The sequence below is a fragment of the Sinorhizobium fredii USDA 257 genome, assembly GCF_000265205.3.
Lineage (GTDB): Bacteria > Pseudomonadota > Alphaproteobacteria > Rhizobiales > Rhizobiaceae > Sinorhizobium > Sinorhizobium fredii_B.
The window spans coordinates 473,993-499,118 of the sequence record NC_018000.1 but is presented as its reverse complement, the minus strand read 5'-3'; the positions used below and the strand labels follow the sequence as shown (position 1 = coordinate 499,118).

16 protein-coding genes and 2 pseudogenes are annotated in these 25,126 nt (G+C 60.5%); 11 read left to right on the top strand and 7 right to left on the bottom strand.

The features are described 5' to 3' along the window. Window positions 1–731: 731 nt before the first annotated feature. The 11 genes and pseudogenes from USDA257_RS02220 to USDA257_RS02175 form a co-directional block, all read left to right on the top strand. Window positions 732–1,489, top strand: a pseudogene (locus tag USDA257_RS02220) (IS256 family transposase); the annotation flags it as partial. Between the two features lie 55 nt (window positions 1,490–1,544). Next, window positions 1,545–2,942 (top strand): IS1182 family transposase, encoded by a 1,398-nt coding sequence (locus tag USDA257_RS02215; protein ID WP_014328799.1) that lies wholly within the window; start codon window positions 1,545–1,547, stop codon window positions 2,940–2,942. Window positions 2,943–2,973: 31 nt separating this feature from the next. After that, window positions 2,974–3,432, top strand: a pseudogene (locus USDA257_RS02210) (IS256 family transposase); the annotation flags it as partial. Between the two features lie 420 nt (window positions 3,433–3,852). Next, a complete protein-coding gene (locus USDA257_RS35810; RefSeq protein ID WP_144051888.1) occupies window positions 3,853–4,773 on the top strand; it encodes a hypothetical protein in 921 nt (306 codons plus the stop codon). After that, the gene (dbpB, locus tag USDA257_RS02205) at window positions 4,770–5,891 is read left to right on the top strand and encodes a DGQHR domain-containing protein DpdB (RefSeq protein WP_041413843.1); all 1,122 of its coding nucleotides are present in this window, start codon (window positions 4,770–4,772) and stop codon (window positions 5,889–5,891) included. Before USDA257_RS35810 ends, dbpB (USDA257_RS02205) begins: the two co-directional genes overlap by 4 nt. Beyond that, window positions 5,888–7,255 carry a tRNA-guanine transglycosylase DpdA gene (gene dpdA / locus USDA257_RS02200; protein WP_014761237.1) on the top strand — a complete coding sequence of 456 codons (1,368 nt, stop codon included), beginning with the start codon at window positions 5,888–5,890 and terminating at the stop codon, window positions 7,253–7,255. The genes dbpB (USDA257_RS02205) and dpdA overlap by 4 nt, the downstream gene beginning before the upstream one ends. Next, on the top strand, window positions 7,173–8,294 hold the full coding sequence (gene dbpB, locus USDA257_RS02195) for a DGQHR domain-containing protein DpdB (RefSeq protein ID WP_014761236.1): 1,122 nt from the start codon (window positions 7,173–7,175) through the stop codon (window positions 8,292–8,294). The genes dpdA and dbpB (USDA257_RS02195) overlap by 83 nt, the downstream gene beginning before the upstream one ends. After that, complete coding sequence (gene queE / locus USDA257_RS02190) at window positions 8,291–8,923, top strand: 7-carboxy-7-deazaguanine synthase (RefSeq protein ID WP_014761235.1); 633 nt, start codon at window positions 8,291–8,293, stop codon at window positions 8,921–8,923. The genes dbpB (USDA257_RS02195) and queE overlap by 4 nt, the downstream gene beginning before the upstream one ends. Then, window positions 8,920–9,276 (top strand): 6-carboxytetrahydropterin synthase QueD, encoded by a 357-nt coding sequence (queD, locus tag USDA257_RS02185; protein ID WP_014761234.1) that lies wholly within the window; start codon window positions 8,920–8,922, stop codon window positions 9,274–9,276. Before queE ends, queD begins: the two co-directional genes overlap by 4 nt. A gap of 19 nt (window positions 9,277–9,295) precedes the next feature. Continuing rightward, window positions 9,296–9,997: a 7-cyano-7-deazaguanine synthase QueC gene (queC, locus tag USDA257_RS02180; protein ID WP_014761233.1), complete on the top strand. Its 702-nt coding sequence runs from the start codon at window positions 9,296–9,298 to the stop codon at window positions 9,995–9,997. Window positions 9,998–10,016: 19 nt separating this feature from the next. Then, window positions 10,017–10,580 carry a VUT family protein gene (locus USDA257_RS02175; protein WP_014761232.1) on the top strand — a complete coding sequence of 188 codons (564 nt, stop codon included), beginning with the start codon at window positions 10,017–10,019 and terminating at the stop codon, window positions 10,578–10,580. A 281-nt stretch (window positions 10,581–10,861) separates the two neighbouring features. On the opposite strand, the gene USDA257_RS02170 is transcribed toward USDA257_RS02175, so the two are convergent. From USDA257_RS02170 to USDA257_RS02140, 7 genes are read right to left on the bottom strand one after another with little or no spacing between them, the layout of a single operon-like run. After that, window positions 10,862–12,940, bottom strand: a complete 2,079-nt coding sequence (locus tag USDA257_RS02170; protein WP_014761231.1) for a hypothetical protein — start codon at window positions 12,938–12,940, stop codon at window positions 10,862–10,864. Beyond that, window positions 12,937–13,482, bottom strand: a complete 546-nt coding sequence (locus tag USDA257_RS02165) for a hypothetical protein (protein WP_014761230.1) — start codon at window positions 13,480–13,482, stop codon at window positions 12,937–12,939. Before USDA257_RS02165 ends, USDA257_RS02170 begins: the two co-directional genes overlap by 4 nt. Further along, window positions 13,482–18,047: a protein DpdJ gene (dpdJ, locus tag USDA257_RS02160; RefSeq protein WP_014761229.1), complete on the bottom strand. Its 4,566-nt coding sequence runs from the start codon at window positions 18,045–18,047 to the stop codon at window positions 13,482–13,484. The genes USDA257_RS02165 and dpdJ overlap by 1 nt, the downstream gene beginning before the upstream one ends. Then, window positions 18,048–18,731: a hypothetical protein gene (locus USDA257_RS02155; protein ID WP_014761228.1), complete on the bottom strand. Its 684-nt coding sequence runs from the start codon at window positions 18,729–18,731 to the stop codon at window positions 18,048–18,050. It abuts the gene before it with no gap. Continuing rightward, the gene (locus tag USDA257_RS02150) at window positions 18,728–21,805 is read right to left on the bottom strand and encodes a hypothetical protein (RefSeq protein ID WP_041413840.1); all 3,078 of its coding nucleotides are present in this window, start codon (window positions 21,803–21,805) and stop codon (window positions 18,728–18,730) included. The genes USDA257_RS02155 and USDA257_RS02150 overlap by 4 nt, the downstream gene beginning before the upstream one ends. Next, window positions 21,798–22,640, bottom strand: a complete 843-nt coding sequence (locus tag USDA257_RS02145) for a hypothetical protein (protein ID WP_144051887.1) — start codon at window positions 22,638–22,640, stop codon at window positions 21,798–21,800. Before USDA257_RS02145 ends, USDA257_RS02150 begins: the two co-directional genes overlap by 8 nt. A gap of 38 nt (window positions 22,641–22,678) precedes the next feature. Beyond that, the gene (locus tag USDA257_RS02140) at window positions 22,679–25,126 is read right to left on the bottom strand and encodes a DEAD/DEAH box helicase (protein ID WP_014761225.1); all 2,448 of its coding nucleotides are present in this window, start codon (window positions 25,124–25,126) and stop codon (window positions 22,679–22,681) included.

Below are 25,126 nucleotides of genomic sequence, written 5' to 3'. Positions count from 1 at the left end.
CGGCCGAGCACTTAGCAACACTGACCTCTAAGAGAGAATACCTCGTCACAAATACGACCCTGAAATGACCGCTAGGCTGTCACAGGTGAACCGCGTCATGGCAACTCTTGAAGAGTTATCGCAGAAGGTGCGGAAGATTGTGTACGGGCATTGCAATATCGCTGTCTAATTATGGTCGATTTCTCCCCACCACGCCTCTGCGGATCTTGATGCGTACCTCTCAAGTGGTCGGCCGATCGGCGGCTTCGGGGGCCGCCTCATCAAGCAAAACGCCCGAAGATGAATTGGGGGGATCGCATGGGGTCGGTCCTCCACAACCATTTTATTCCGAGCTTCGCGGTGCCCCGGTTCCGTGGACATGCCCGGCACAGGGCACCACCCCTCCGTTCCCGATGTGCCTCTCCGGAGTCCGATTTTGCGCCAACAGCAGTCGCACGACAGTTTCCGATCAGCTGGAATCGGCCCCTCTGCAGACATTGGCCAAGCGGAGGTCGACCGGAAACTGTTCGCGCTCGGCCCTTTGGGCTGGACACCGGCGATTTGTGAAATATTCGGGTGACTCCATCACCCGCAGGGGTTGTGTCCCGTCGAGTGGTGTAACTCGGCGGTAGCGAAGCCGCTCGGGAGCGCGCCCTCAACAGCGCTGTAGCGAGCGAGCGGCTAGCAGCGGTCATCGATGTTCCCCGGTAGGGTCGGGTTGCTCACACCAACCTGATTCGAAGGAAGCACCGATGACCGATGCCATGATGAACCTGCGCATGCTCGTGGAGAAGACCCCCGACGCCGATATTCTGCGCGAGATGATCGGCTTTGCCGCTGAACGGCTGATGGAGATGGAGGTGGGTGCCTCCACCGGCGCCGGCTATGGCGAGAAGAACCCGTTGCGCACGGCCCAGCGCAACGGATATCGCGACCGGGACTGGGAGACGCGAGCCGGCACCGTCGAGCTGCGCATCCCAAGCTCAGGAAAGGCACCTACTTCCCTTCGTTCCTGGAGCCGCGGCGCATGGCTGAGAAGGCGCTGACGGCGGTGATCCAGGAGGCTTACATTCAGGGCATCTCGACCCGCTCGGTCGACGACCTGGTCAAGGCCATGGGCATGAGCGGCGTCTCCAAGAGCCAGGTCAGCCGGCTCTGCGAGGAGATCGACGGCAAGGTGAAGGCCTTTCTCGACCGGCCGATCGAGGGCGACTGGCCATATCTGTGGGTCGATGCCACCTACCTGAAGGTGCGCCGCGGCGGCCGCATCGTCTCCGTCGCTGTGATCATCGCCGTCGGCGTCAACACGGACGGCCGGCGCGAGGTGCTGGGCATGGAGGTCGGCACATCGGAAGCCGAGCCGATCTGGACAGAGTTCCTGCGCAAGCTAACTCGGCGTGGCCTGCGCGGCGTCAGGCTCGTCGTTTCCGATGCCCACGAAGGCATCAAGGCGGCGGTTTCCAAAGTTCTGTGCGCCACCTGGCAGCGCTGCAGGGTGGGGCTGTTGAAGAAGTGCTATGTATCTGATTCAATTGAGCAGTCGTTGATTCTCTGGAGCCTCCACGATGCTCGGCCGTAAGGAACGCGATCAGCTTGAACTGTACATGTGCGGCTCGCTTCGGGATCTGGTCCCTGACGATCACGTATTGGTAAAGGTCGATCGAGTTCTCGACCTCTCCTGGCTACACGAGGAGGTGGCTGAGCTTTATGCGGCGGGCTTCGGCCGACCCGGCATCGACCCGGAAGTAGCAGTCCGGCTGATGCTTGCAGGCTTTCTTCTCGGAATTGTCCATGACCGTCGGCTGATGCGCGAGGCTCAGGTAAACATCGCTATTCGCTGGTTTATCGGCTTCGGTCTGCACGAAGCTCTCCCGGACCATTCGTCGTTGACCCGTATCCGTCAGCGCTGGGGTGCAGAACGTTTCCGAACTATCTTTGAGCGGACGGTAAAGGTCTGCGTAGCGGCCAAAGTCGCCAAGGGTGAGGTCGTTCATGTCGACGCCTCACTCATTCGGGCCGACGTCAGTTGGGAAAGTCTTGCGGTCCGCCATATAGATGCGGTCACCGACGCCAACGAAGCCGCTGAGAGCGAACGAAAAAGCCGCAAAACAGGCAAATACAAGAAAGTCTGCGTCACCGACCCTGACGCGTCCATGGCGACCAACGGGCGTAATCGGAGACTGGAGCCGGCCTACAAGCAACATGCCGTGGTGGATGATGCTTGCGGCGTAATTTTAGATGTGGAGGTCACCACAGGCGAGATTAATGAGGGGCAAGTCATACTCAGTCGTCTCGACGCGGTCGCCGCGATGACCGGCACGATAATCAAAACGGCAACGGCCGACGCCGGCTATGCGTATGCTAAGGTGTTCGCAGGAATGGAGCAACGCGCGATCGAAGCGGTTATTCCGGCAAAGGCAGAGCCAATCCGTAGCCCTGTGCCTATGCGCCGCTTTCGTTATGACGCCAAGCACGACACCCTTAAATGTCCGCGTGGCAAGATGCTGAAGGCGGGCCGTGCCGTTAAACATGGGCGCTTCTTTACATCTCGCGCGGCCGACTGTCGGCACTGCGATCTGGCGCGACTTTGCCTTTCCAATGGCCGTGTGAACAAGGCGGTAGTGCTCGGCGATGACTATCCGGCACTCCTGCGAGCTCGTCGCCGAAGAGAACGATGGTCGGACGAGGACCGAGCTTTGTACCAGCGTCACCGCTGGCGCTCAGAGGGATATCACGGCGAAGCGAAGACTTGGCACGGGCTATCGAGAGCGATCCGGCGCGGCCTCATAAATATGAAAATCCAAGCCTATCTGACGGCTGCGGCAGTCAACTTGAAACGACTGGCGAGTGCTTTTCTGTCAATTTTGCTGTTCGTGTACAGCCAAGAAGCTACCAGTTCAGCCCGACATCCCTTCAGGCAAAGGAAAGTTTTTGGAATTGGCTTGTCGGTGGCTTCCGCATAGCTCCGCCGACGATTGGTTCTTCAACAGCCCCAGGGTTCATTTCGCTCGCAACGTGCTGGCGCATGCCGGAAAGAGTGGCCGTCGTGTCGTGTCGGCCTTCATTGCCACCGCCTTCGCCCAGGAGACGGCAGAGGCGGCAAGCCTGCAATGGCGCGCCGTCGCCGACCAGATCCGCCCGAAAGTGCCGAAGCTCGCCGCCATCATGGACGAGGCCGAGCACGACGTCCTCGCCTACATGAGCTTCCCCAAGGAGCACCGCGTCAAGCTACACTCGATCAATCCGATCGAGCGACTCAATGGCGAGATCAAGCGGCGCACCGAGGTCGTTGGCATCTTTCCCAACGACGATGCCATCGTCCGCCTCGTCGGCGCATTGCTGCTTGAACAAAATGACGAGTGGGCCGTGCAGCGGGCTCGCTACATGACACTGGAAACTATTAGCCAGATGAGTGATGATCCGCTCATCAGCCTGCCGGCAGTGGCACGCTGATCAGTCCGGCCTACGCCGGAGAGCACGGCGACCAAAGCCGTCAGTTACACCACTCCAGTGGGCACGATCCCCGCAGACAGGAGTTGGAAGCTGCCAAAGCGTTTCACTCTCGCTCTTTGACCAAGGCCTACTAAGTGATCCGTAAATGGTGAGTCCGCCTTTGCGATCATCGCGTCGTCCATGGTCATAACGCATCTGTGGCCCATCGCGGAATTTGTTTCACTGTCATTCCGGGGTCGTGATAGCGACTGAAGAATTGACCGAGGCGAGCCTGATCTCAGTTTTGATGCATTTCGGATGACTAGCGCAGTTTCGGTGGATGACACCCAAGTGCGTGTAGTTTCCTGTTGAAATCGATGACGCCTACAATTAAATTATTCCGCGCAAGTCGACATGCAGTTTTATGCGCAGGGTCATAGCATGACGGTTATTCTTACAGCGTGCACTATGCGCAAGAGGTTTTCCCCAGTTCCTTGTTTGCAGGCCAAAAGCCTGAAACCTGGACCTTTGCAGTCTGTCGGGGCCGAATGGCGAGAGAGATTGGGACGCTCACAGCCGCAGGCACCGGCGATTGACGTTTACTCCGGGCGCAGCATCGCGGAAGCCCGTATAGCTGCGACGACTGTAAAGGCTCAACTGATGATCGCTTCAGCCGGCCTCGGGCTTCTCCGGGCTGACGAGTTGATCCCCAGCTATAACATCACGGTATCCGGCACCTCCGCAGATTCGATACTAACGAAACTGCCGCCCGGCACGAGCGAACGCGAATGGTGGGAAGAAATTTCCAACAAGGACCAGGTGCTTAGATTGGTGCAAAACTTGCAGCAGAAAGCGCAATCGCTTTTGCTGGTATCGCTCCCGGCTGCCTACTTGAGGATGCTCACGCCGCTCATCTTGTCACTTTCAGTTACGAGAGATGGCCGACTACGCCTTTTCACCGGCTCGGAGAAGATCGACATCGACGCGGCTCTCAAGCCGTTTCGCATGCCATATGATCGAAGGCTTGACGGTCCGGATAGCCCGATCGCAGGTACGCTCGGCGATTTTGCTCAGCGAGCACTTCGACATTTCTCGGCCACCGTTCTCCCCGCAGCACCGAATGGCAGCGCGTCCGAACATGCTGGTCTTGTCCAGGCCGAGCAGCGCTACTGGCGGAGACCGCATCGAACATCCGGAGCTCCGGTCAGTGACGAGGAAGTCATACGGCTTATAAGGCAGCACTGGGTTGGCGGCCGACCAGCAAGTCTTTCATTCTTCCGAGGTGAGCTCGGTGTGGCGTGCGAGCAGCGCCGATTTTCCCGATTGGTCGCAGTTGTACGTGGAGAAAAGACGCCGCAATGAGCGACTCGCAGCACATTGCGGTCCGGGCTGTTAAGACACAGCAAGGCTATGGAACCGACGTTTACGCATTCTTCCTTCCCGGATCGGACGTGATGAAGATCGCGGAAATCAGCCGGATCAAACGGGATGAGGCCGAACTCCAGGGTTTCCAGCGTCAGGAAATTCGAAGCCACGTCAACTCGATCGTTGAATTCCTGGACAGTGGCCCCGTCTTGTTCCCGAATGCAATCATATTGGCCTTGTCAGATGAGGTTGCTTTTACAGCGGCTAGAGGATCCAAGCCATCAGAAGCCGTGGAGATTGTGACATCTGGGACGCTACGGATCCCGGTACGCTCAGAAGGCAAGAAGGTTGCTTGGATTGTCGACGGCCAGCAGCGATCGCTCGCGCTGTCTCGCGCTAAGAACAAGGATATTCCGGTTCCAATCATCGCATTCGTGTCTCAGAACATAGAGGTCCAGCGACAGCAGTTTATCCTGGTCAACAAGGTCAAAGCGCTCGACACGAGATTGATCAACGAATTGCTTCCGGAAGTCAGCACGCTGTTGCCGAGGGATCTTGCGGCCAACAAGCTTCCGAGCGAACTCTGCAACCTTCTAAATACCCATAAGGACTCGCCGTTCTTTCAATTGATTAAACGGCGATCTGATCAAAAGGCCTCGTCTGCAGTTGTAAGCGATTCTGCATTGATTGCCGCGATCAAGGCAAATCTGAAAGCGCCAACGAGCGCGCTTAGCCAATACACGGGCCCGGACGGCACGTCCGACGCGGACGAGATGTTCCATGTCCTTGTCAAATATTGGAGCGCCGTGCGCGACACCTTTCCTGAGGCCTGGGGCAAGAGCCCGGAGAAAAGCCGGTTGATGCACATGGCGGGGATCCGGGCGATGGGATCGCTGATGGATCCAATCATGCTGCGGGCGGAAAGCGTCAGCGATGCCGAAGAGGATATCAGACGCTCACTGGAAAGGCTTCGACCTTATTGCTGCTGGACTGACGGAAAATGGGACGAACTGGGTTGGAAATGGAATGATGTACAGGGCACGTCACAGCATATCGACCGCCTTTCGCAATACCTCATCCAACTAGATCGCAAATTATCGAAGGCGTCTCGATGAAGTTTATTTTTGCAGACAGCCTCGATCACGTCGATCCAGGCTATGATTTTCTAAGGGATCGGTATTCCGAGGGTCGGACACCGTATTGGGACGACGCCTATCCGCATGAGATCATGGGCTACGCGCCCTACAAAGGCATGCTCGTCTCGAGAGGGATCGTGGGCGGTGCGGCTGTCGGTGGTAAATATACCGAAGCCCAAGCTATGCGGTTCCGTCGTGTTGGAGCCCGTGAGTTCCTGCGTCTCGACAAACCGCAATTCAAGGAGCTCCCGATTTTCGGCGATTGCGGTGCTTTCACCTATCACAAAGAGGACAAGCCGCCTTATACGCCCGAGGATACGGCTGAGTTTTACGACGACGCCAAATTCACTCATGGATGTTCGGTCGACCATATTATCTTCGACTTCGACGAAAGCTTGAAAGGCTTCGAAGGCGGGACCGAAGAAGCGCGCCGGCGCTTTGAGATCACTCTAGAAAATGCATCAGCCTTCAGATCTGCGACAGCTCATATGTCCGGGCGATTTACGCCTATGGGTGTGATCCAAGGATGGTCGCCGGGCAGTATGGCTGAGGGTGCACGCAGGCTCGTTTCCATGGGTTATGACTACCTGGCGCTCGGCGGTACAGTTCCGCTCAAAGCCTCACAGATTAAGGCCTGCCTTGCCGCAATTCGCGCGGTCGTGCCGGAAAAGACCCAGCTTCACATTCTCGGGTTCGCGAAAGCCGACGAGATCGATACCTTCGGCCCGTTCAAGATCACCAGTTTTGACACGACGTCACCGCTGATCCGGGCCTTCAAGGATGCCAAGGCGAATTATTATCTGCCGACGACGAGCGGAAAGCTCGAATACTATACGGCGATTCGAGTGCCCCAGGCACTCGAGAACCCGAAGCTGATCCGATTGGCCAAGCGCGGTTCGCTCAAGCAGGAGCAACTCGTGTCGATGGAGAAAGATGCACTTGCTGCATTGAGGTCCTATGACCGCGGTGAAGCACAGTTAGACGAGACGCTTGACATCGTTCTCGCGTATGCCGCGCCAGCAGTCATGGGGGCTCCGTTAGAAGAGCTACCTGACGCAAAGGCGGTCAAGGACTTAGGGGAACGCTACAGGCGGACGCTCAGCGATCGGCCTTGGCGCAAGTGCTCGTGCGCTATCTGCCAAGCCCTCTCAATCGAGGTTGTTCTTTTCCGAGCCAGCAATCGAAACAAGCGTCGAGGCATTCATAATTTGGGCGTGTACAACGCCCTCGTCAATCAACTTCCAGCGAATAGTGACCGAAATGACAGCACTCAATTTTCCAGCGATTCGAGCCAGGCAGAGCGAAACGCACACAGTTCTTTCCTTTGCAGCGCTAGCGTCTGAACTACAAAAATTCGCCCTGATCGAGAGGGTGGCGAGAGATGCTGAAGGCGCGCTGAGCGGGTTCCAGCGTCCGCAGATCGCTGGGCATATACGAGAAATTCGAGACTACCTGGAAAAGCCCGAGGCGATCCTGCCAAATCCTATTGTGGTCGCGTTCACGAACAGCGTCAAAGTCAAGGACGAACGTCCAGACGGTCGATGCACTGTCGAGATCGACACTGCATATGGTGCGCCTGGCCTCGTCGTAGATGGTCAACAACGCCTGACAGCTCTGGGACAGGTTGAGGAAAAAGATTTCCAGGTTTTCGTATCGGCGATCATCTGCCGTGACGACGAAGAACTTCGTCGACAGTTTGTGTTGATCAACAACACGAGACCGCTTCCGAAATCGCTGATTTATGAACTGCTTCCTACCGTGGCAGGCCTACCACGGCGCCTGGGCGATCGATCTGTGGCCGCTGAAATCGCCGCGCGCCTGAACTATGATGAAAGCTCCTCGCTAAAGGGGAAGATTTATCAGCACACGAACCCGACAGGGATCATCCGCGACACTGCCATCCAACGCGTCATCATCAATTCGATGAGTGATGGCGTAATGCGCGAGATGATCCGCGAACCGGACGGTAACGACCTTAGCTTCCGCCTTATCAGCGAGTTTTATCGCGCTGTTCAGTTCGTGTTCCGCAGCGAGTGGGAAGAGCACACACCGAAAACCTCGCGTCTAGTGCACGGCGCTGGGATCATGGCGCTGGGCTACGTGATGGAGGTTCTAGCGCTTCTTGACGGAGCACGCACCTGGCAGGAGTTTTCGAGGGGACTTGCCTGCCTGGTCGACGGCACCGCCTGGACTTCGGGCGAATGGAACTTCGCAGACAGTGATAGACGCCACTGGAAATCCATCCAGAACGTCAACCGGGACATCGTCACCTTGGCACAGTATCTCATCGGCATCGTCAGGGCGGACGTAAAACGGCGTCGCAGCACTCCAACCGACGCGTCGGCCGATCCGAAACCGCCCAAGGTCGCGAGCGCGACATGAGCTACGCTGTCAAGGAACTCTTCAAAACGCTGCAGGGGGAAGGCGCTCAAGCTGGCAGAGCCGCCGTGTTCTGCCGGTTTTCCGGCTGCAATTTATGGTCCGGGAGAGAAGAGGACAGAGAAAAGGCGATCTGCAAGTTTTGCGACACTGACTTCATCGGTACCGACGGGGTTGGCGGCGGTAAGTACCACGATGCAGAAAGCTTATCGCGGTCGATTGCGACGACCTGGGGCGAAAGTAGCCGCAACAGGTACGTCGTCTTCACGGGCGGAGAGCCACTGCTGCAACTTGATGCCGAACTAATCGATGCGGTGCACCAAAGCGGCTTCGAAATTGCAATAGAGACGAACGGCACCCTTGAGCCGCCGGCAGGTATCGATTGGATCTGCGTCAGTCCCAAGGCGGGTGCTCCGCTGAAACTCCGATCGGGCAGCGAGCTTAAACTCGTTTACCCCCAGCCGGACCTCCTTCCTGACGATCTTAAAGACCTGCAATTTGACCATTATTTCCTCCAGCCCATGGACGGGCCTGGTCGGGTTGAGAACACCGCTGCGGTTACCGAATTTTGCCTCCAGAACCCGCAGTGGCGGCTCAGTCTGCAAACTCACAAGATGATTGGGATCCCATGAAAATCACGCAAGCATTCACTTTCGAGGCCGCTCATCGGCTCCCGCACGTGCCGGCCACGCACAAGTGCCATCGTATGCACGGGCACTCCTATCGGGTCGAACTGCAACTCGACGGTCGGGTGAACCCAGATACCGGGTTCGTCATTGATTTCTTCGACGTCGAAAAGGTCTTTGGGCCTCTTCTTGGGCAACTGGACCACCACACGCTCAATGACATTGCAGGACTTGAGAACCCGACAGCCGAGAACATTGCCGCTTGGATATGGGAAAGGGTCAAACCTCTGCTTGGTGAACTGAGTTCAGTGAGAGTCTTCGAGACGCCCTCCTGTTGGGCAGAGTACGACGGTAATTAGAGAGCGATCGGAGACCGACATGACGGCGACAGCACTTGTTCTGTTTTCGGGAGGCCAGGATTCAACGACTTGCTTGGCGTGGGCACTCGATCGGTATGACCGCGTCGAAACAGTCGGCTTCGACTATGGACAGCGGCATCGCATCGAACTCGAATGCAGAACTAAGCTGCGCAGCGAGCTTCGAGACATCGGCAAAAAATGGGCCGAACGGCTCGGCGATGACCACACGATTTCACTCGGTGCGCTCGGGGAGATTTCCAACACGGCCCTTACCAGCGATATCGCCATTGAGATAGCTGACACCGGCCTCCCCAACACATTTGTTCCGGGACGCAATCTGATCTTCCTGACATTCGCGGCTGCATTGGCATACCGACGGGGGTTGAAGCACATTGTCGGCGGCATGTGTGAAACCGACTTTTCCGGTTATCCCGACTGCCGCGACGATACGATCAAGGCTCTCCAGGTAGCACTGAACCTCGGAATGGAACGGCGGTTTGTGCTCGATACGCCGTTGATGAGGATTGATAAGGCCGAAACCTGGAGATTGGCGAAACGCCTCGGCGGGTCGAAGCTGGTCGATGTGATCGTGAGAGATAGCCACACTTGCTATCTTGGCGAGCGCGGTGATTTGCACGATTGGGGCTACGGCTGCGGGAAATGCCCAGCCTGCGAGTTGCGGGCGAGCGGCTACGAACGCTTCTTGGCACAAGAAGTTTGATTGGCGAGAGGAGGTCGTGATGAACTTAACAAACAAGCGGTGGATTGAAGGCGGGATCTTCCTGGTTGGTTTTGCCGCCTGCATCCCCCTCGCAAACTACATGATCGGAAACGTTGGAACCGTCTGCGTGCCAGACGGACCATGCCTTATTCCGGTTGGACCAGGGCTGACAGCGCCGAGCGGTGTGTTGCTGGTTGGGCTTGCGCTGGTGCTGCGCGATCTGGTTCAGCGCCGACTTGGGCTCTTATGGGCAATCGGCGCGATCGTGATCGGCGCATTCCTGTCCACGACTTTCACCCCCCCTGCCCTCGCTCTCGCATCGGCTGCGGCCTTCCTGACTTCCGAAGTCGTCGACCTTCTGGTTTTCACACCGCTGCAAAAGAAAGGCCTCGTGAAGGCTGCCATGGCGAGCAGCATCGCAGGCTTGATTGTCGACAGTATTATGTTCCTGTGGCTCGCCTTCGGTTCGCTTGAGTTCCTGGCCGGGCAGGTGGTCGGTAAGACAATCATGGTCATTGCCACGCTTCCGGTCCTGTATTGGATGCGCGATCGCGATCGTCGATTGGGTTTGTTACCAGCATGATCGTCAGGTCGCGATCCGCATTGTGCGAACCCGGCGTCTTGGCGCTGCATTATCGTCTCGATAGTGCCTTCAAAACCATTCCGATTCTGTGCCGCTGGGGCCTCTCTGCTGATCGACGATGCTTGGGTAACGCGCAAGATTTTCGGACCAATCGGCTCCACGGTGGCTGATCAATGCAGCCGCAACCGTAGCAGCCGCCTGTCGACTAGCCGAACGATGTGCCGCTCGTCTCGTTGCCGTTCCGAAACCGTTGCAATTCCCGCATCCAAGGCCAAATGACATCAGCCTCCGGCCGCGCGAACTCTGCGTTCGAGGGCCCGGACAATACTAGCGCTACCTGTCCCTTGCACATATTCGAGGCGATCTCGTACCTTATCGAACGCACGATAAACTGCATGTTTGGCCGCGCCCCACACGAACAAGATGACATCGGCCGTTGCTGCTGACGCGGTGCCTTCGCCTGCAGCATGATCGGTGACTAAGACGACATGGGCTTGCGTGCGATCTTCGATTTGCGCGGCCGCTTCTCGCGCCGCGCGTTCATGCAACGAGACGATTGCGATCTTCCTGAACCCCGCCGCAAGCAGCGGGTCGTCCGCGGAGTGGAGGGGCAGCCAATCGACACCGAGCGCTTCGTCGGTCGCAGTCCCGTCCAGACCGAGGCGGCGACCAAGCCGATACCAGAGATACCGATCCGCGACGGAAAAGCCTTCATGATCGACGTTTATGAGCCCGGCGCCTGCATACCATAGCCCTAGATAGTCTTGAGCGCTGCTCTGCTCGGTGAGAAGCTCTAGAGCTTCGCCGAGCCAGGCAAGGCGCGAGCGGACCGGCCGGGCTTCCCACCAGCGGGTGATCATGGTTGCGACAGCCGCTTCTAAGTGGCCGTTGAGACGTAGCAGCGCGTCCGCCATGGTGAGCAGCAACTGCCCGTCTATCGGATCGGTGGACAGGGCACGACTCGACGACCAGATGTCGAGCACCGTCTCATAGAGCCCGAGCCGTTCTCGGCGCGGAAACCGCTCTTCGCAGACATAGGCGTCGATGACGGTCGTCAGAACTTGATCGGCTTGGGCGCGCTTTTTCGTATCCGCTATAATTTCCGAGTCCGTGAGGAGCTCGATGAGGAAGTCGCCGTCACCCGGATCGCAGGCATCGGGCATCAGCGCGGCGTGCTGGAGAAGCGCGGCCAATGGCTCGCGTGCGCTGGTCGCAACGAGCGCAGGAACGTCTGACCAGCCGAGCGGCAGCGCGGGCTCGGCCGTGACGGCGACCGGCGCGACTCTAACCGTTTCAAGCTCGGCAACAGATGGCTGGAGGGGCTCCCCAAACGCCGGCTCGACCGACTGGGCTTCGGTCTCTGGAGCGGGTTGCCCCGCGGGTTCTAAAATCGGCAGTGGTGCGATCGGCGGCGGGCTGGCGACGAGCGCGGCAACAACCGTATCGCCCGCGAAACGGTCTGCCAGTAAATGAAGCCGGCGCGCATCTTCCGCGAGCGCCGCGTCATAGGCGGCCATGCGCACAATCCCGGTATCGGCATCGTCCGCGGGGTGACCGGCAAGCCCGGAAAGCCGGTCGTGTAAGGGAAGATAGGCCGCGAGAGCGGCCTTGATGTCACCGGCGGCCTCGAGATCGGCCAAGAAGACCGCATGATGGGCGAGGAGCACGCTTTCGATGACGCGCTGGGGCACGCGCATCGAAAGCAGGTTGTCTAATTGCGGGTGATCGACGATCGCCTGATCGTCGCCAAAGGCAGCGGCAACGCGAATGCTCATCGAGAGCGCATTCGACGCCGTATCAAGTTGGCGCTGGTCGATCTCGTCTATGGCCTGGAGCGCCATGTCCCGGTCACCGGTCGCGAGCCCCAACGTGAACTGGCGGCGCAACATTTCAAGGGTCGGGCGCAGCTGCGACAGGCGGGCAGGTGCTTGCGCGATGACCGCGCGCATTGTGGCCAGGCGCGCAATGACATGATCGGTGTCGGCGGGACGACTGTGCCAGCGAAAATAGCCCTGCGGCGACTGCGCCAGTAGAAGCGCCCCCATTCGTCCGGCCGGGCCGCCATCCGAGACGATCGGTGGCGAGGATTCCCAGCCAAAGCTCGGGAGAACCCAGCACCGCAGGTCCTCGATCACGCACCGGAGCTGCTCGGCCGTCGGCGCGAGGGTCACCCACATGAAATCCTGTCGGCGCGGATAGGGTAGGGAAGCGGCCTTTCCGCCGAGCGCGGCGGCTATCTCGCCGGCGAGCGGATGGTCGGCGGAAATGCTGCCGCACTGGGATAGCGAAAAGGCCAAATCCCCGGGAAGTCGGGCGCCAAACATGTCGAGCACCGTGATGATTGAACCGCTGCCGCTCATGCTAGCGTCTTCCAATGGCGGTCGAACTCGAGATAGGCCGCCGCGATCTTGGGGGGCACGCCGTTGCCGACCACGCTATGATACACGACCTTCTCGCCGCGCACGCGCACTCCGTGATGGGTGATATTCATCGATCCCTCGATGTAGAAGGTCGGAGCGAGAATACCCTTTTCGTGGAACTTGCTGTCGCCGAGGCGATACGACACGCGCGACACATGCTTGAGTGCCGGAATGCTCATGAAGGCGCCGGAACGGTCGTTATCCGTGGTAAGCAGGCGGACATCGAGCTTGGTGGAAAGCACGCTCAGATAGTCCGAGAAACGGATCCATGGCTGCTCGGCGAGACCCGGAAACAGCGCAGCAAAATCCCGGAAGCGGTTATCGAACAGATCGAAGTCGGTGATCCAGGGACTTGCGAAATAGGCCGGCCGGTGATGCTCGCCCAAGAGCAAGAGCGACGCCAGCGCCGAGCGCAGCAGGTCGGGAAGCGGCCAGCCGCCACCATGTGTCCAGATGTCGCGGCTTTGCAGCACTGGTCGCATCACCGAACTCCCATATTGCGGATTTCAACGTCGACCCGCCAGCTGTCGGAATCGCGCGATACTCCGCTTAATACCGGCCAGACAAGCAGATAATCGCGCTCGAACGGCTCCGTGAGGAGGGTCTGCAGTGCCCGCGCGATTTCCCCAAGGTCGTCGGTGCCGCCGATGATCTCGATTCGATCCTCGCTCGCCAGGAGTGCATAGAGCCGCTCAATCCAGCCCGGCGCCACCGAGAGCGAGGGCGTCTCGGGCCGCGAAGCGCGCAGCCACTGGGTTGTCAGCTCGCGCGTTGGACGAATGTCGCGCGCGAAACGATTGGTGTTAGCAAGGCATTGCGGACAGCTGTCGTGACAGCCGGGCAGCAGAAAATCTTGGATCCGCGCGAAAAGTTGCGCCTCGGTTGGTTGCTGCCCGGTCATGCGCACGATCATCGCCGAGAAGCGTCGGCGGAGATAAGGGGAGTCGACCAACAGGTAGGCGAAGACACGTGCATCAATCGGCGCACCAAGCCGCCCTTCCCTGTTCGCCCACAACCGGTTGAGGCCGTCGAACCAGGCGTCGGTGGTCCGGTCGCTGCTCGGCTGGAGCAGACGGCCGATCACTGCGACGATATTCTGGCGCGATGCGCCGAGACCCGCTTCCTCCAGAGCCGCGGTGAGACTCGCTTGTGCGGACAGAGTTTGCTGATAGCCGCGCGCAAGCCGCGCGGCGTCGAATGCGTCTGCGAGCACTCCGGAAGTGCGGGCGTGCGCGACGACCGCGATTAGGCTCTCGCTGATATGCGCGCGAGTGCAGAAGGCAAGCGCGTGCGCCAGGGCCCGTTCGAACGTACCTTCGCCGTCAAGCGACATTTGCACGAAAGCTTCGATCTGCCCGATGCCGCCCGGCGCGCTTTCTGAAATGACGATCAGCGGATCCCCGCCATCGTCGAGGACATCGACGATGAGATCACTCTCACCGACATCAGTCGCGATCGCATGGGCGGCGCTGAGGCAGGCCTCGGCGAGCGTTCGCAAATGGCGCTGGCGCAGCCAGGCCTCGAAATCCTCGCCAAAATTGGCCCAGAGCGCAGTCTCGGCGCGCGCGATCTCCGCCGCGCAGGCAGCATTGGACCAGAGCGCCTCGAGCCGCTGACGCGCCTTGCCGCCGGCATGATGATCATCGGCATCGTCATCGTCGAGCGCGGAGACGCTGAACATGCGCGAGAGGACCCGCCCGATCGCGGCGACCCGCTTGCCGTCGAGCCGCGCTTGCGCCGCTTCGAGGCTGCACTTGCCCTTGAGCGCGGTCGCGGTGAGCATCGCCAGACTGGTTTGCCACACCCATTCGAGCGTGAAGCTGCTCGCCGTTTCCCGCAGCAGCGATGAACCCATAAGCAGATGCTTGAAATAGTCCTGGCGCAACCGGCCCATGGTCGCGTCATCGAGAGGTGGGCGGGCGCGCAGATGCTCTTCGCGAATTTGGAACACAAGGGCGTCGACCGTCTGCTCGAAGCCGACGGGCTCGCGCACGACCTCGCCATCTTCCGAAGTTGAGGCCAGCAGGATGGTGCCGCGGCGTTCGACGCCGCCGTTCATCAGGATGTCGAAGCGGCCTTCGCTGGCGCGGCGGCGAATCAGCACTGCATTGAGGTCGCCGTGCAGATAAGCGCGCGTGTTCTTGAAGATAGCCTGCCAATATTGCCGGCCGAACAAGGGAAGCGAACGCCCATCGCCGACATGCTCGGCGCTGCTCACCCAAAGCCAGGCGGCGTTACTGCTGTCCTTGACGTCGCCCGGCCGCTCGACCAGCGCCATGCGAAGCGGCTGGAGCGCTGCCGAGGCATGGTCGTTGCCGGTGGCAATACTTTCAGGGAAGAGTTGCCGCGCCGGCAACATGACTGGACTGGGCGCGGTGAGAAGTAGCTCCGACCCGGCGAGCCAATAGCCGCGCTCCTGGCGACGTACCGAAAAACGCTTGGAGACGCGCCCCGGACAGGATTCAATGAGCTGCGGCGCGATCCCGCGGGTCTCGTCATCTTTGGTCGTGCCGGGGAAGTTGACGGTCACATCAGATGCAGCCAGATCGGCGAATGAGGCGGCTGGAATGAAGCTGGGGAGCGGCTGGCGCGCGCCACTGTCCTCAAGCTTATTACCTCGGCTCGGGTCGGCGAACCGCCATTCCGCCTCGAGCTTGCGCAACAGCGATGGCACGGCGTGACGCAGCACCGGCCGCGGCGATTCCCAGAGCATCTTGTCAACGACCCGGTCGATGTCCTCGTCGCTCGCCGAACCGAACCGCTGAGTATGGCGCACCACCCAGCCGAGCTCGCGGTGGAAGGCGGCGTAGTCGTCGCCGAGATCGAGCAGGCGGCGCAGCAAGGCGATCGCGCGTCCGCGCGCGGCCGCGTCATGTTGGCGGGGGCGCCGCAGATAGCGCACCGGGTCCGCGGCGCCTACCCGCCGGCCCAGCCAATCGAGCAGGAAGCTCGTCGCCTGGACATGCTGCACATAGGGATTGAGCAATGGCACCTTAATCGACTCGACGTCAGGCTTGAACAGGCGCTCGCTGTTCTGAAACAGCCAGCGGTCGCGGCCCCAGTCCGATAGCACGACGAGCGTCGTCGGTCGCGAACCGCGCGTGCGCCCGGCGCGGCCCTTGCGCTGCAGGAAGGAGGCGATGCTGCGAGGCGCCTTGTGGTGAATGACGGCGCCAACATCGGGGTCGTCATAGCCGACCTCGAGACTCGCGGTCGCGACGATGATATCGGAGGAGGTATCGGCGCCTGGGTCTTGCGAGCTACAGCGGCTGACCCGAGCACTCTGGCGCAGGTCATAGCCGAGCGTGTCGGGCAGCGACCAGATCTGGCCGTCCACGAGCATTGCAAGTTGGGTTGCCTGGCTTACCGTCTGTCCAGATTTGTCGGGCGGCAGCCGATATTGGGCCAAGCGGTTCCACTCGGCGTCATCGAGATCGGGCAGCCAGCGGTTCAGGCTGTCGAGTTGGTCGGTAAAGCCGAAGACCTTGCGCAGATAGAGCGACCGACCGGCGAGGCTATCCCTCGGCGGATAGCTGACATGGGTGGGCGTCAGCAGCCGTGATTGCAACATGGCCGCCTGGATCGATGTGGCGAGCAGCGAGGCGCCGGACGCGGCGTCGCTCTTGACGATAACGGTGTAATCGCGGCCCTCCGGCGTGAGTTCGTCATTCGTCGGCGTGCATTCGACGACGCGTTCGGGATTGACGCAGCCGATCGTAGCGAGATGTTTGGGCGCGTCGCGCAGCGTCGCCGACAAACCAACGACATGCAGGCCCTTAAGCCGTGCCGCCTGACGCCAACGTGCGATAATCCAGGGAGCCTGGGCGCCGCTCAGCCCGCTGTAATTGTGGACCTCATCGAACAGGAACAGCCGCGGCTTCTCTTCGACCCCAATGCCGAATGTTTTGGCCCAGAGCGGATTGCCTAGTTCGCGGTGCATCATCTCGAGCGACAGGAACAGGATATCGGGCGGATTGGCCTGCAGGCCTTCGCGGGTCAGCTGGATGACGGCATCGGGGATCTCCGGCGACTCGTCGAGCGCGTCGACGCGATATAGCCTGGTCCGTCCTGCCTTGCGGTCGGCATCGAGCCAGACGAGTTCGCCGCGGCTAGCATGGAACGGCGCGCGCAGGAAGGGCACCACCCATCCGCGGTTGTGCAAGCGCTTCCATTGTTTGAGGAACGGGCTCTTATCGCTAAGATTAAAATGGTCGGCGGGGGGAAGATCCCCCAGCAATGCGCCGACCGTGATGGGCCGCCTGCCGTTGGCGTTGAGCAGTGGGCTGAGCTTACCCGCCTCGGCAATCGCTTCGCGGAGCTGATCGGCGAGCAGGACATTTCGCGGATAGATCGCAATGACCTTGGTGAAGCGATCGGCCGGTTTGCCGAGTTCGGCGGCGATTGCGGTGAAGGCGGGAATGTAGAAGGCCTTGGTCTTTCCCGCGCCGGTGCTCGCGCAGACCACGGTCCCGCTTTGCTCCTCGGCACCATAGGATCGGAAGATTCGCTCGAACGAACGCACCTGGAACCCGGCAAAGGTGAAGGTGCCGCCATCGGGCCGGGACGCAAGAGCCTCGAACACTGCGCGCTGGAATGCCGGCTGTGGCGCATGCGGCGCCATTCCAGCCCATGCGGTGTCGGCGGCGATACCGATCGCCGGATAGCGGCGCGGCGCGAGATGGAGCTTCATGTCTGCGACGAGGCGGCGACCACTCGCCCAGTCCTGATAACTGAAGCGCTGGCGCAGATGCGCCAGCAGTCGAAGCCCTTCGGCGAAACGGCTGCGGACGCGGCCCGAGCCATCGGGGATCAGATGGAGGAGATCGACGCGCCGCATCTGGGTTAGCAGGCTGCCGAGTTCGAGGCCGTCTGCTTCAAGCACTTCCCAGGCGTTGCGCAACTGATCGGGGGCGTCTGACTCGATGAGAGTCGAGAGGTCGGTTTCGTCGAAGGCGACGTCGTAGAAGCCCCAGTTTTGGAGCCGCTGCTCGCATTCTTCGATAAAATTGAGGAAGTCCGAAATGAACGAAGGCGATGCCGCAGCCATTTAGAACCCGACTTTCAACAGCGACCAGACGGCCGGATGGGCATCAAGGAACGCGATGACCTCGGCTTCCTGGAGGTCCCTAGCTCGCGCGCGACCGTTCGCGGCATCTACCATGAATTTGCCGGCACGCCCCTCCAGACCTAGTTCCGCAATCGAGGCAGGAATGCGAGCCGCGTTGGCGACATAGGCGGTCGCCTCCTGCGGCGTTGTCGGCGGGCAGTCGCGCCACTCTTCAAGGCGCACGATAGCGGCGTTGAGCTTATCGGCACCGGGCAGCGAGGCGCGTTCCGCTGCAACGGCTAGCGGCCTGAAGCGTGTCCCGTGCCCGTCGACCAGTGTCCGCCACCCTTTGTTGATAGCGGCTGTCGCATTTTCAAGGCGCTCGTTGATAGCGGTTAGCGCCTCATCGCTCCGCTTGCGATCGAAACCCGATCCGCTTTCGAGGCGCGCCTTCAATCGCAGGGCGGAGGAGGATGCCTGCGCCAGCCCCTGTTTGGCCCTTTCGACGAAATCCGTCCCCCCCACGGGTTCGAGTGCAGAACTCAGACTGCGCAATTCCTCGGCACGGTCCGCCGAGATCCTGAGCTTATCTCGGACAGCGATCATCTCCCCCAACTGGATGGCACGTCTCTCCTTGTCGGGGATAACCGCCATGCGCGTGACGAGGTCGGAAATCCGGCTCATGCCCATGCCTCCTGAATGCCACCGACCCGCGCTAGTTCTGCAATGATCTCGCTCTCGAGCACGTCAGGGTCGCCCTCCGCGCTCAAATGGGCAAGCTTCGCCTCGGCATGCTCACTCGCGGCCTCAACAACAAGTCGACAGCGCTCGATGATTGCCGCGACTGCTTGCAAGGCCGCAGCATCGAAGAGCAACACCTGGGTGTCCTTTGTCCCTTCCGCGACCGCGGCGGCATTCGCCAGCACCTGCGCAAATGTGCCGCTACGATCCACGATCCTTTCGCGCTTGAAGAAGTCGATCTCGCTGGGCGGCCACCGGAATGCTGATCTGAGCAGATCTATCAAACGGGCGGTGTCGGCGATGAACTCAACCAAACCGGCATAGTCTCCACCGGTCTCGCAGCCATACCGGGCGAGCACATAATCAATATCACCGACGAGATCGGCTATTGCCTTGCGCTCGCTCGCGATTGCGTCGGCCAGCCCCGCCCAACCCTTGAGCCCATCGAACGCCTGATAGCGTGACTTCCAATAATTCGCGAAGTAGTCGGCCGAGAGCGGCTCAATCGAGGGATCGGTGCGCGCGTCGGTGATCGCTTCGGTAATGATCTGGGGATCGATGACGACGATGCCGCCGGTTGCCCCTTGTGGAAGATTAGTCTCTTCAACGAGAAAGGATTGCAGCATTCGTCGTCGCTCAGGAAGGTCGTCGTAGAGTTTGCGCAGCGGTTCGGTGAGCACTGTCGGCAGCGTGATTGCCTCGGAAGACGTTACCCGCGACAATGCGGCAGGCGTATCGCGCGGCAGTTCGGCGCGGCGCTCGATCATAGCCGACATACACAGGAATTTGGTTGCATATTTGATCGGCTGCGTTGTTGACAGCCCGATCGGATCGAGGGCCGCGAGCATCCCGGCCTGATGTTTGCGCAGCCAACGCGCGACGATCCGCTTATACCGCTCGCCTTGCGGGAAGTCCCATGTCCCGCGGCCTTCGACGGTGAAATGGGTCAGGGCGCCCAGAAGGTCATAGCTCTCCTGATTGCGCACGAAGGAAAAGGCAACCCGCATTAGCGCCGTCTGCGTGGCGGCGTCTTCGATACGAATGGAATCTCGCCTCGCTTCGCGCAATAGACGCTGGGCAGGTACTGCTGGCGACCGGATATCATCAAGCGGAAGCGCGCCCTTCAGAAACGCGAGTAGCATTTCCTGGTAATCTCTCGGCGTTTCTAGCTTTTCGCCTGACCACCAGCGATCGAGCCGGTTAAGCAGATCGGCGAGCCGTTTCTGCGTTGCTGCATCAACCGGGGCTGAAGGCGGGGCCGGCGGTGGGTCGGGATAATGCGGCTTATCGCGAACCTGGTCGGCCGGAGCAGCATCGGCGGTTTTGGCGCTGAAGTCAGGAAGGCTGAACGGCCTTAGCAGCGCTTTAAGGTCGGCGGCGATTTCGGGTGCTTTGGCCTTGCGCGTCCAGGCTTCCACCAAGAGGCGCAAGCGCGCCTGATCGGCTGCGGGCCAGCCGCCCAGATAGGTCTCGGCGAGAGTCTGCCAGTCGGTCGGAGGCTGTCGGCGGATCGGCATTGTGAGGGGATGGCGGTCGCCCTGAGCGAGTGCATCGACATGGCGCATGACAGGCTTAGTGACATGATCAAGCAGTCCGCGCTGCGTCGGACGCACGCCGGTCTGGAAGTCATCAAGTTGGTTGAGCAGATAGGGCGCGGTGCCGGGCCTGAACGGAAACAGGCCGACGGCGGTGTCCCCAAAAGCGACTTTGCCGAATGAAGCGTGACACGCCTCGCGCACTGGGCAGTCGTCGCACGCGCTTATGCTGACGTCTCCGCCCTGCTGGCGATGGTTGGCAATCAGATCGACCTGCGGCTCGGGCAGGCGCACGGCGTTGAGATAGCGCGCGATGAACCGATCGATTTCCGCGCTATCGTCGGTCCAGGATGCTGCGGTGGCGTCTTTGGGAAAGGAGAGTATGAGACCGCTTCCGGCGATGCGCTGATACTGGTTATCGCGCAAGCGCTGGTAAGCCTGCTCGGTCATGCCGAGGATTGACGTCAGATCACAGAGGCTGGCATCGTCCTGCGGCTCGACCGCGTTGACGACCTCATCATCAAGCACCGAGAGCGTCGAGACATCCTCGATTAGCAGAATCAGCCGCTTATTCTCCTTGCGTAGATCCTGACGGATGGAGCGTAGGATCGTCGAAAGGGCGGCATTGCCGAGCCCGGTCAACTCACGCAATGCCGCGCGCAGGCTCTCGTTGCAGAGCCGCGCCGCATGTTCAGCCGACTCCGGTTCGTCGGCAAATTCGTCGATCAGCCGGCGGACATTGGCGGTGTTGAGGCCCGCGCTGCGCTGCTGCAGATTCTCAATGCGGAATTCGTCCGCGGTAAATCGCGGAAAGCTCTCGCGGTCGCGAACTTCACTTGGGCTGATCAGCTGCTGAATATTGCGGTCGATCACCCCGCCCTCACGGCAGAGCCAGGCACCGAAGCCCTCGGCATGGAAGGCTTCGGCGAGATAGCGGATGGTCCGTGGCAATGGCGGTTTGCCCGCTTCTTCCCAGCGAACGCCGAGTTCGAGATGGAGCTCGGTCGCGAGTTTCTTGCGCGCCTCTTTCTCAGAAATGCGATCGATCGCAGCTTGCACCGGTTCAAGATATTTATGGAAGCGGGCCGGCAGTTGCTCGACAAGCTGTTCGAGCGCATCCTTGAGACTGCCGGTGCGCCGGCGCACGAGCACGGGTAGCACATCAGAGAGCTGACCGGACTTTACCGCATGATCGTAGCGTAGCTTCACCCAATTGATGAGGTGCGATTTGCCAGTGCCTGGCGCTCCATGCACCAGCACGACATTCTCGCGCGCGCTGAGACGCACTATTTGTTCAAATACTTCAGCGTCAGTCAGCGTACGCTCGCCGCCGCGAACATGCGACACTGGCGCATGAGTTGCCAGGAAGCGCGAGGTACTTTCATCCCCCATAGCGGCGATGGTCCTCACCGTCGCCTCAAGATTGGCGTCGGTCCAGCAGGGCTGTCCCAAGCGCCCCGGCGCGACGATCGGCTCAGCCACTGGCGCGTGCTCCGTTGACTGGGATATAGCAGACGCTCGAGGCAAGATCGGACTTCAGATAGTCCTTATCACGGGGCGGTGCTGCCTTAGCGATGCTCCACCCATCGCTGTCGAGCGGGCAGTTGAGCACCAGTGCTCCGTCGAGATGCAGGTCGACCAGCGCGTGCGACAGTCCGAGCGAGATTGTGCGGGCGGACCGGTCCCAGCCCGGGTTGGCCCTGAGGAAGAGATGTCCCCCGTCGAGTTCGGGGCACTGCTCGGAGAGCCGCTCCATAAAGGCGTCGATAGAAAGATCGTGTCCCCGGCCGAAAATTGCCGGGAGCTTCCGGGTTAAGCGCTGGTACGGGTTGGGATGAAACCGATCATCCCCATCGTGCCACCCGAGCCCGCAATAGCGGAACCAGCGCCTGAGGCCGCGATATTTACTGTCGTTGAAGCGATTGTTCTGTTTGGCGCCCCCGAAGAGTTCGCGCTCAAAGCGCGCTTCCCAATGTTTTCCTGCCTCATTCCCGGAAGCCGCCGACTCGTCCCGACCAAGCAGGAAAGCGTAGAATAGTCCAAACCACGGTTCGATCTTGTCGTCGCTCAGCACTTTTTCGTCCACCGCCTCGACCACGGCCATCCGGGCGGAGCGATGGTCACGCGAGCGGCTGGCGCGGATCATGCCGTCGGCCTGATCCTCGATAAGATCGAGTTCACGCGCCGCAGTGATCGCACGCCCGGCCTGATCGCTCGTGCTCGTGCGACCCGGAAGCCCCTCCGGCTGAAGCAACTGGCGAATAGTCGGGGCGTCGAGCCTCCGGCCGCTCATAGAACGGACCACTTCGAGCAGCATCTCAACGCGGGCTGGTGTCGCTTCGGAATCGGTAAACATCATACTTGTATCAGCCATTCGTCATAGGAAGGAAAGAAGAACGCGCCCTCCTGGGTAAGCAGAACGCGGCCATTGGCATCGGTAATCTGCGCATCCTTGGGGAACAGGTGCGAGATCCGTGCGCCGGCACGCAGGCGCAACATCGCACGATCGGGCGTGCGACCGTGCAGACCGACTACATGGCAGCTGCCGTCGACATTGAGCCTGCCGATTTCTCGCGCGTCATCGAGCCGGTAGAAATGTCGACTGGCCGGAACGAGCCGCTCCGCTAGGGCTTCCGTCAACGGCCCAAGCAGGTCAGGCGCGCACAGAAAATGGAGAAGCCTGCGATCGCCAATTAGGTCGGCGACACGATCGGCCATCACGCCGATCGCCTTCGTCCCGGTCGAGAAGATGTCCAAAGACACGATATCGAGCCTTGGTTCGGTCGGTCGCGATGGGTCGAAATCCAGGGCCGGAATGGAATGTCGATCAAACGGGACGTCGCGGCAATCGATGCACCCGCTACAGGCGACGATCGTTTCGGCGCCATATTCGCGGCGAAGTAGGCGACAGATCTTGGCCTTGCCAGTGAGATAGGCGTCGAGCGCCGTGATTCCCCGGCCGGCTTCGCTCAGGTCACGCTCGCGCGGCGCCTTGAGCAGATCCGCGATCCGCGGATCGCCCGGCGCAACGTTGCAGCGCAGGCGCACGCGCTCGACCCGGCCTTCGGGCTCGGCGCCGTCCTCTTCAAACTGAAGGTCAACCAGGTCGATCAGACCGGCACGTGCCATCATCAACAGCAAGCGTTTGTTCCAGCGGATATTCTCGCCATAGCTGCGCCCGCCCATCAATCGCTGATGCTTTGCATTTGTCGGCATGTTGAGGATACCCCCGTCTTCGTCACGCGCCGCCGCCATCATGGTCTGCCAACGCAGCGTGATGAGGTCGGCGCCGAGCATCTTGGGCAAGAGGCTGGTCGCAACTTTCCGATCCTTCGGCGTCACCGGCATCCAGAGCGCAATCGACTTCGCGCCGTCACGGCCGCCGCGCCCGACCTCCTGATAATAGCGATGGACATTTTCCGGGTAACAGGCGTGGACGACTGCGCGAACATCGGCCTTGTCGACCCCCATGCCAAAAGCGGAGGTCGCCACCATGATCTCAATCTGATGGCCGCGCCATGCGAGCAGCAACTGACGGCGGTCGGCGCCCGAAGTATCGCCATGGAAGCATTCGGTCGCGGCAAAGCCCGCTTCGACGAGCACCTCGCGCAGGCGAATGGCTTCGTCAACTTCGGTCACATAAAGGATCAGTGGGCGCGGCAAATGATGGAGCGCGTCGATGAGAGCCACTTCGCGATCGTCGAGCACAGTGAAACCGCCGACGAAATAGGAAATTTCGGGTCGAAGTCGTTGACAGGCGAATTGTTGCCATTGATCGCCGCCGAACATCGTGCGCAGCAGGTCGACGCAATGGGGTGTGAAGGTCGCCGAGAGAAGGAGCGTTCGCAGCGTTCCCCCGCTGAGCGCGAGCCACTGGTTGCGGCGAATCGCCAGCAGCTGGAACTCGACGCGGAAATGGCCACCCCAGGAATCGATAATATGCGCTTCATCAATTACCAAAGTCGCCAGGCGGCCGGTGGCCGCCAGATCATCGATCACCCCCCGCAAGCTGCCCGACACGCAGGATTCAGGGGATGCGAACAGCAATCGGCAAGCCCCTTCGCGTAGCGCGGCTCGCACGGCAGCGGGGTCGCTAACGGGATCGTTGGCCGAGTAGTAACGTGGGCCTAGATGCCGGAAGTCGGCCAAGATCTCATTAGCCGCGAAGCACTGGTCGATCGCAAGTGCCGTTGTCGGTACCACGACAAGTGTGACCCCGGCGCTGAACCGTGCGGCGAGCTGAAAACTTAGGCTCTTACCTGCACCGGTGGGCAGTCCCAGCAAGGTGGTCGAGCCGGGCGGTGCCGTCAGGGCCTGCCAGCATGCCTCCTTCTGAGCAGAGGAGTGCCAACTGCGCAGCTGTCCATTGGATAAGGACCACAGCCATGGCTCTGCCGGGAGACACTCGTCAGGTACTGCTAGAAAAGGCGGTTCGTCGAGACCCTGGCCGTCGGGCCATGTTTTTTCGGCCAACCAATCGGGGCGATAGGGAGCAACTATCAGATCGCCTGCCGCGGAAAGCGTAACCCCACACGCCTCACCAACCGCGGCGAGTTCGGGCGTCCAGCCTCCGATGAAGAGCTTCCCACCCGACCAGCGGACCGCCTGTCGCAGCAGTACGCCATGATCGAGCGTGGGTACGGGACAACGCTGAAGCAGCCACAGGAAGCGCCAGCGGGGGTATTCAGGGTGCCAGGTCGAAGGCGGCGGTAAGATCAACTTTGGGGCGGCCCCGCTCCAAAGAGCGGCGCGAAATTGTTGCGCGAGGGACGGCTCTGCCGGCGAAGGAGCTACGCTCGCCAT

Coding starts and splice junctions, on each gene's coding strand:
- USDA257_RS02215 (WP_014328799.1), top strand. CDS start 1,545: ATGCTCGGCCGTAAGGAACGCGATCAGCTTGAACTGTACATGTGCGGC.
- USDA257_RS35810 (WP_144051888.1), top strand. CDS start 3,853: ATGACGGTTATTCTTACAGCGTGCACTATGCGCAAGAGGTTTTCCCCA.
- dbpB (WP_041413843.1), top strand. CDS start 4,770: ATGAGCGACTCGCAGCACATTGCGGTCCGGGCTGTTAAGACACAGCAA.
- dpdA (WP_014761237.1), top strand. CDS start 5,888: ATGAAGTTTATTTTTGCAGACAGCCTCGATCACGTCGATCCAGGCTAT.
- dbpB (WP_014761236.1), top strand. CDS start 7,173: ATGACAGCACTCAATTTTCCAGCGATTCGAGCCAGGCAGAGCGAAACG.
- queE (WP_014761235.1), top strand. CDS start 8,291: ATGAGCTACGCTGTCAAGGAACTCTTCAAAACGCTGCAGGGGGAAGGC.
- queD (WP_014761234.1), top strand. CDS start 8,920: ATGAAAATCACGCAAGCATTCACTTTCGAGGCCGCTCATCGGCTCCCG.
- queC (WP_014761233.1), top strand. CDS start 9,296: ATGACGGCGACAGCACTTGTTCTGTTTTCGGGAGGCCAGGATTCAACG.
- USDA257_RS02175 (WP_014761232.1), top strand. CDS start 10,017: ATGAACTTAACAAACAAGCGGTGGATTGAAGGCGGGATCTTCCTGGTT.
- USDA257_RS02170 (WP_014761231.1), bottom strand. CDS start 12,940: ATGAGCGGCAGCGGTTCAATCATCACGGTGCTCGACATGTTTGGCGCC.
- USDA257_RS02165 (WP_014761230.1), bottom strand. CDS start 13,482: ATGCGACCAGTGCTGCAAAGCCGCGACATCTGGACACATGGTGGCGGC.
- dpdJ (WP_014761229.1), bottom strand. CDS start 18,047: ATGGCTGCGGCATCGCCTTCGTTCATTTCGGACTTCCTCAATTTTATC.
- USDA257_RS02155 (WP_014761228.1), bottom strand. CDS start 18,731: ATGAGCCGGATTTCCGACCTCGTCACGCGCATGGCGGTTATCCCCGAC.
- USDA257_RS02145 (WP_144051887.1), bottom strand. CDS start 22,640: ATGCTGCTCGAAGTGGTCCGTTCTATGAGCGGCCGGAGGCTCGACGCC.
- USDA257_RS02140 (WP_014761225.1), bottom strand. CDS start 25,126: ATGGCGAGCGTAGCTCCTTCGCCGGCAGAGCCGTCCCTCGCGCAACAA.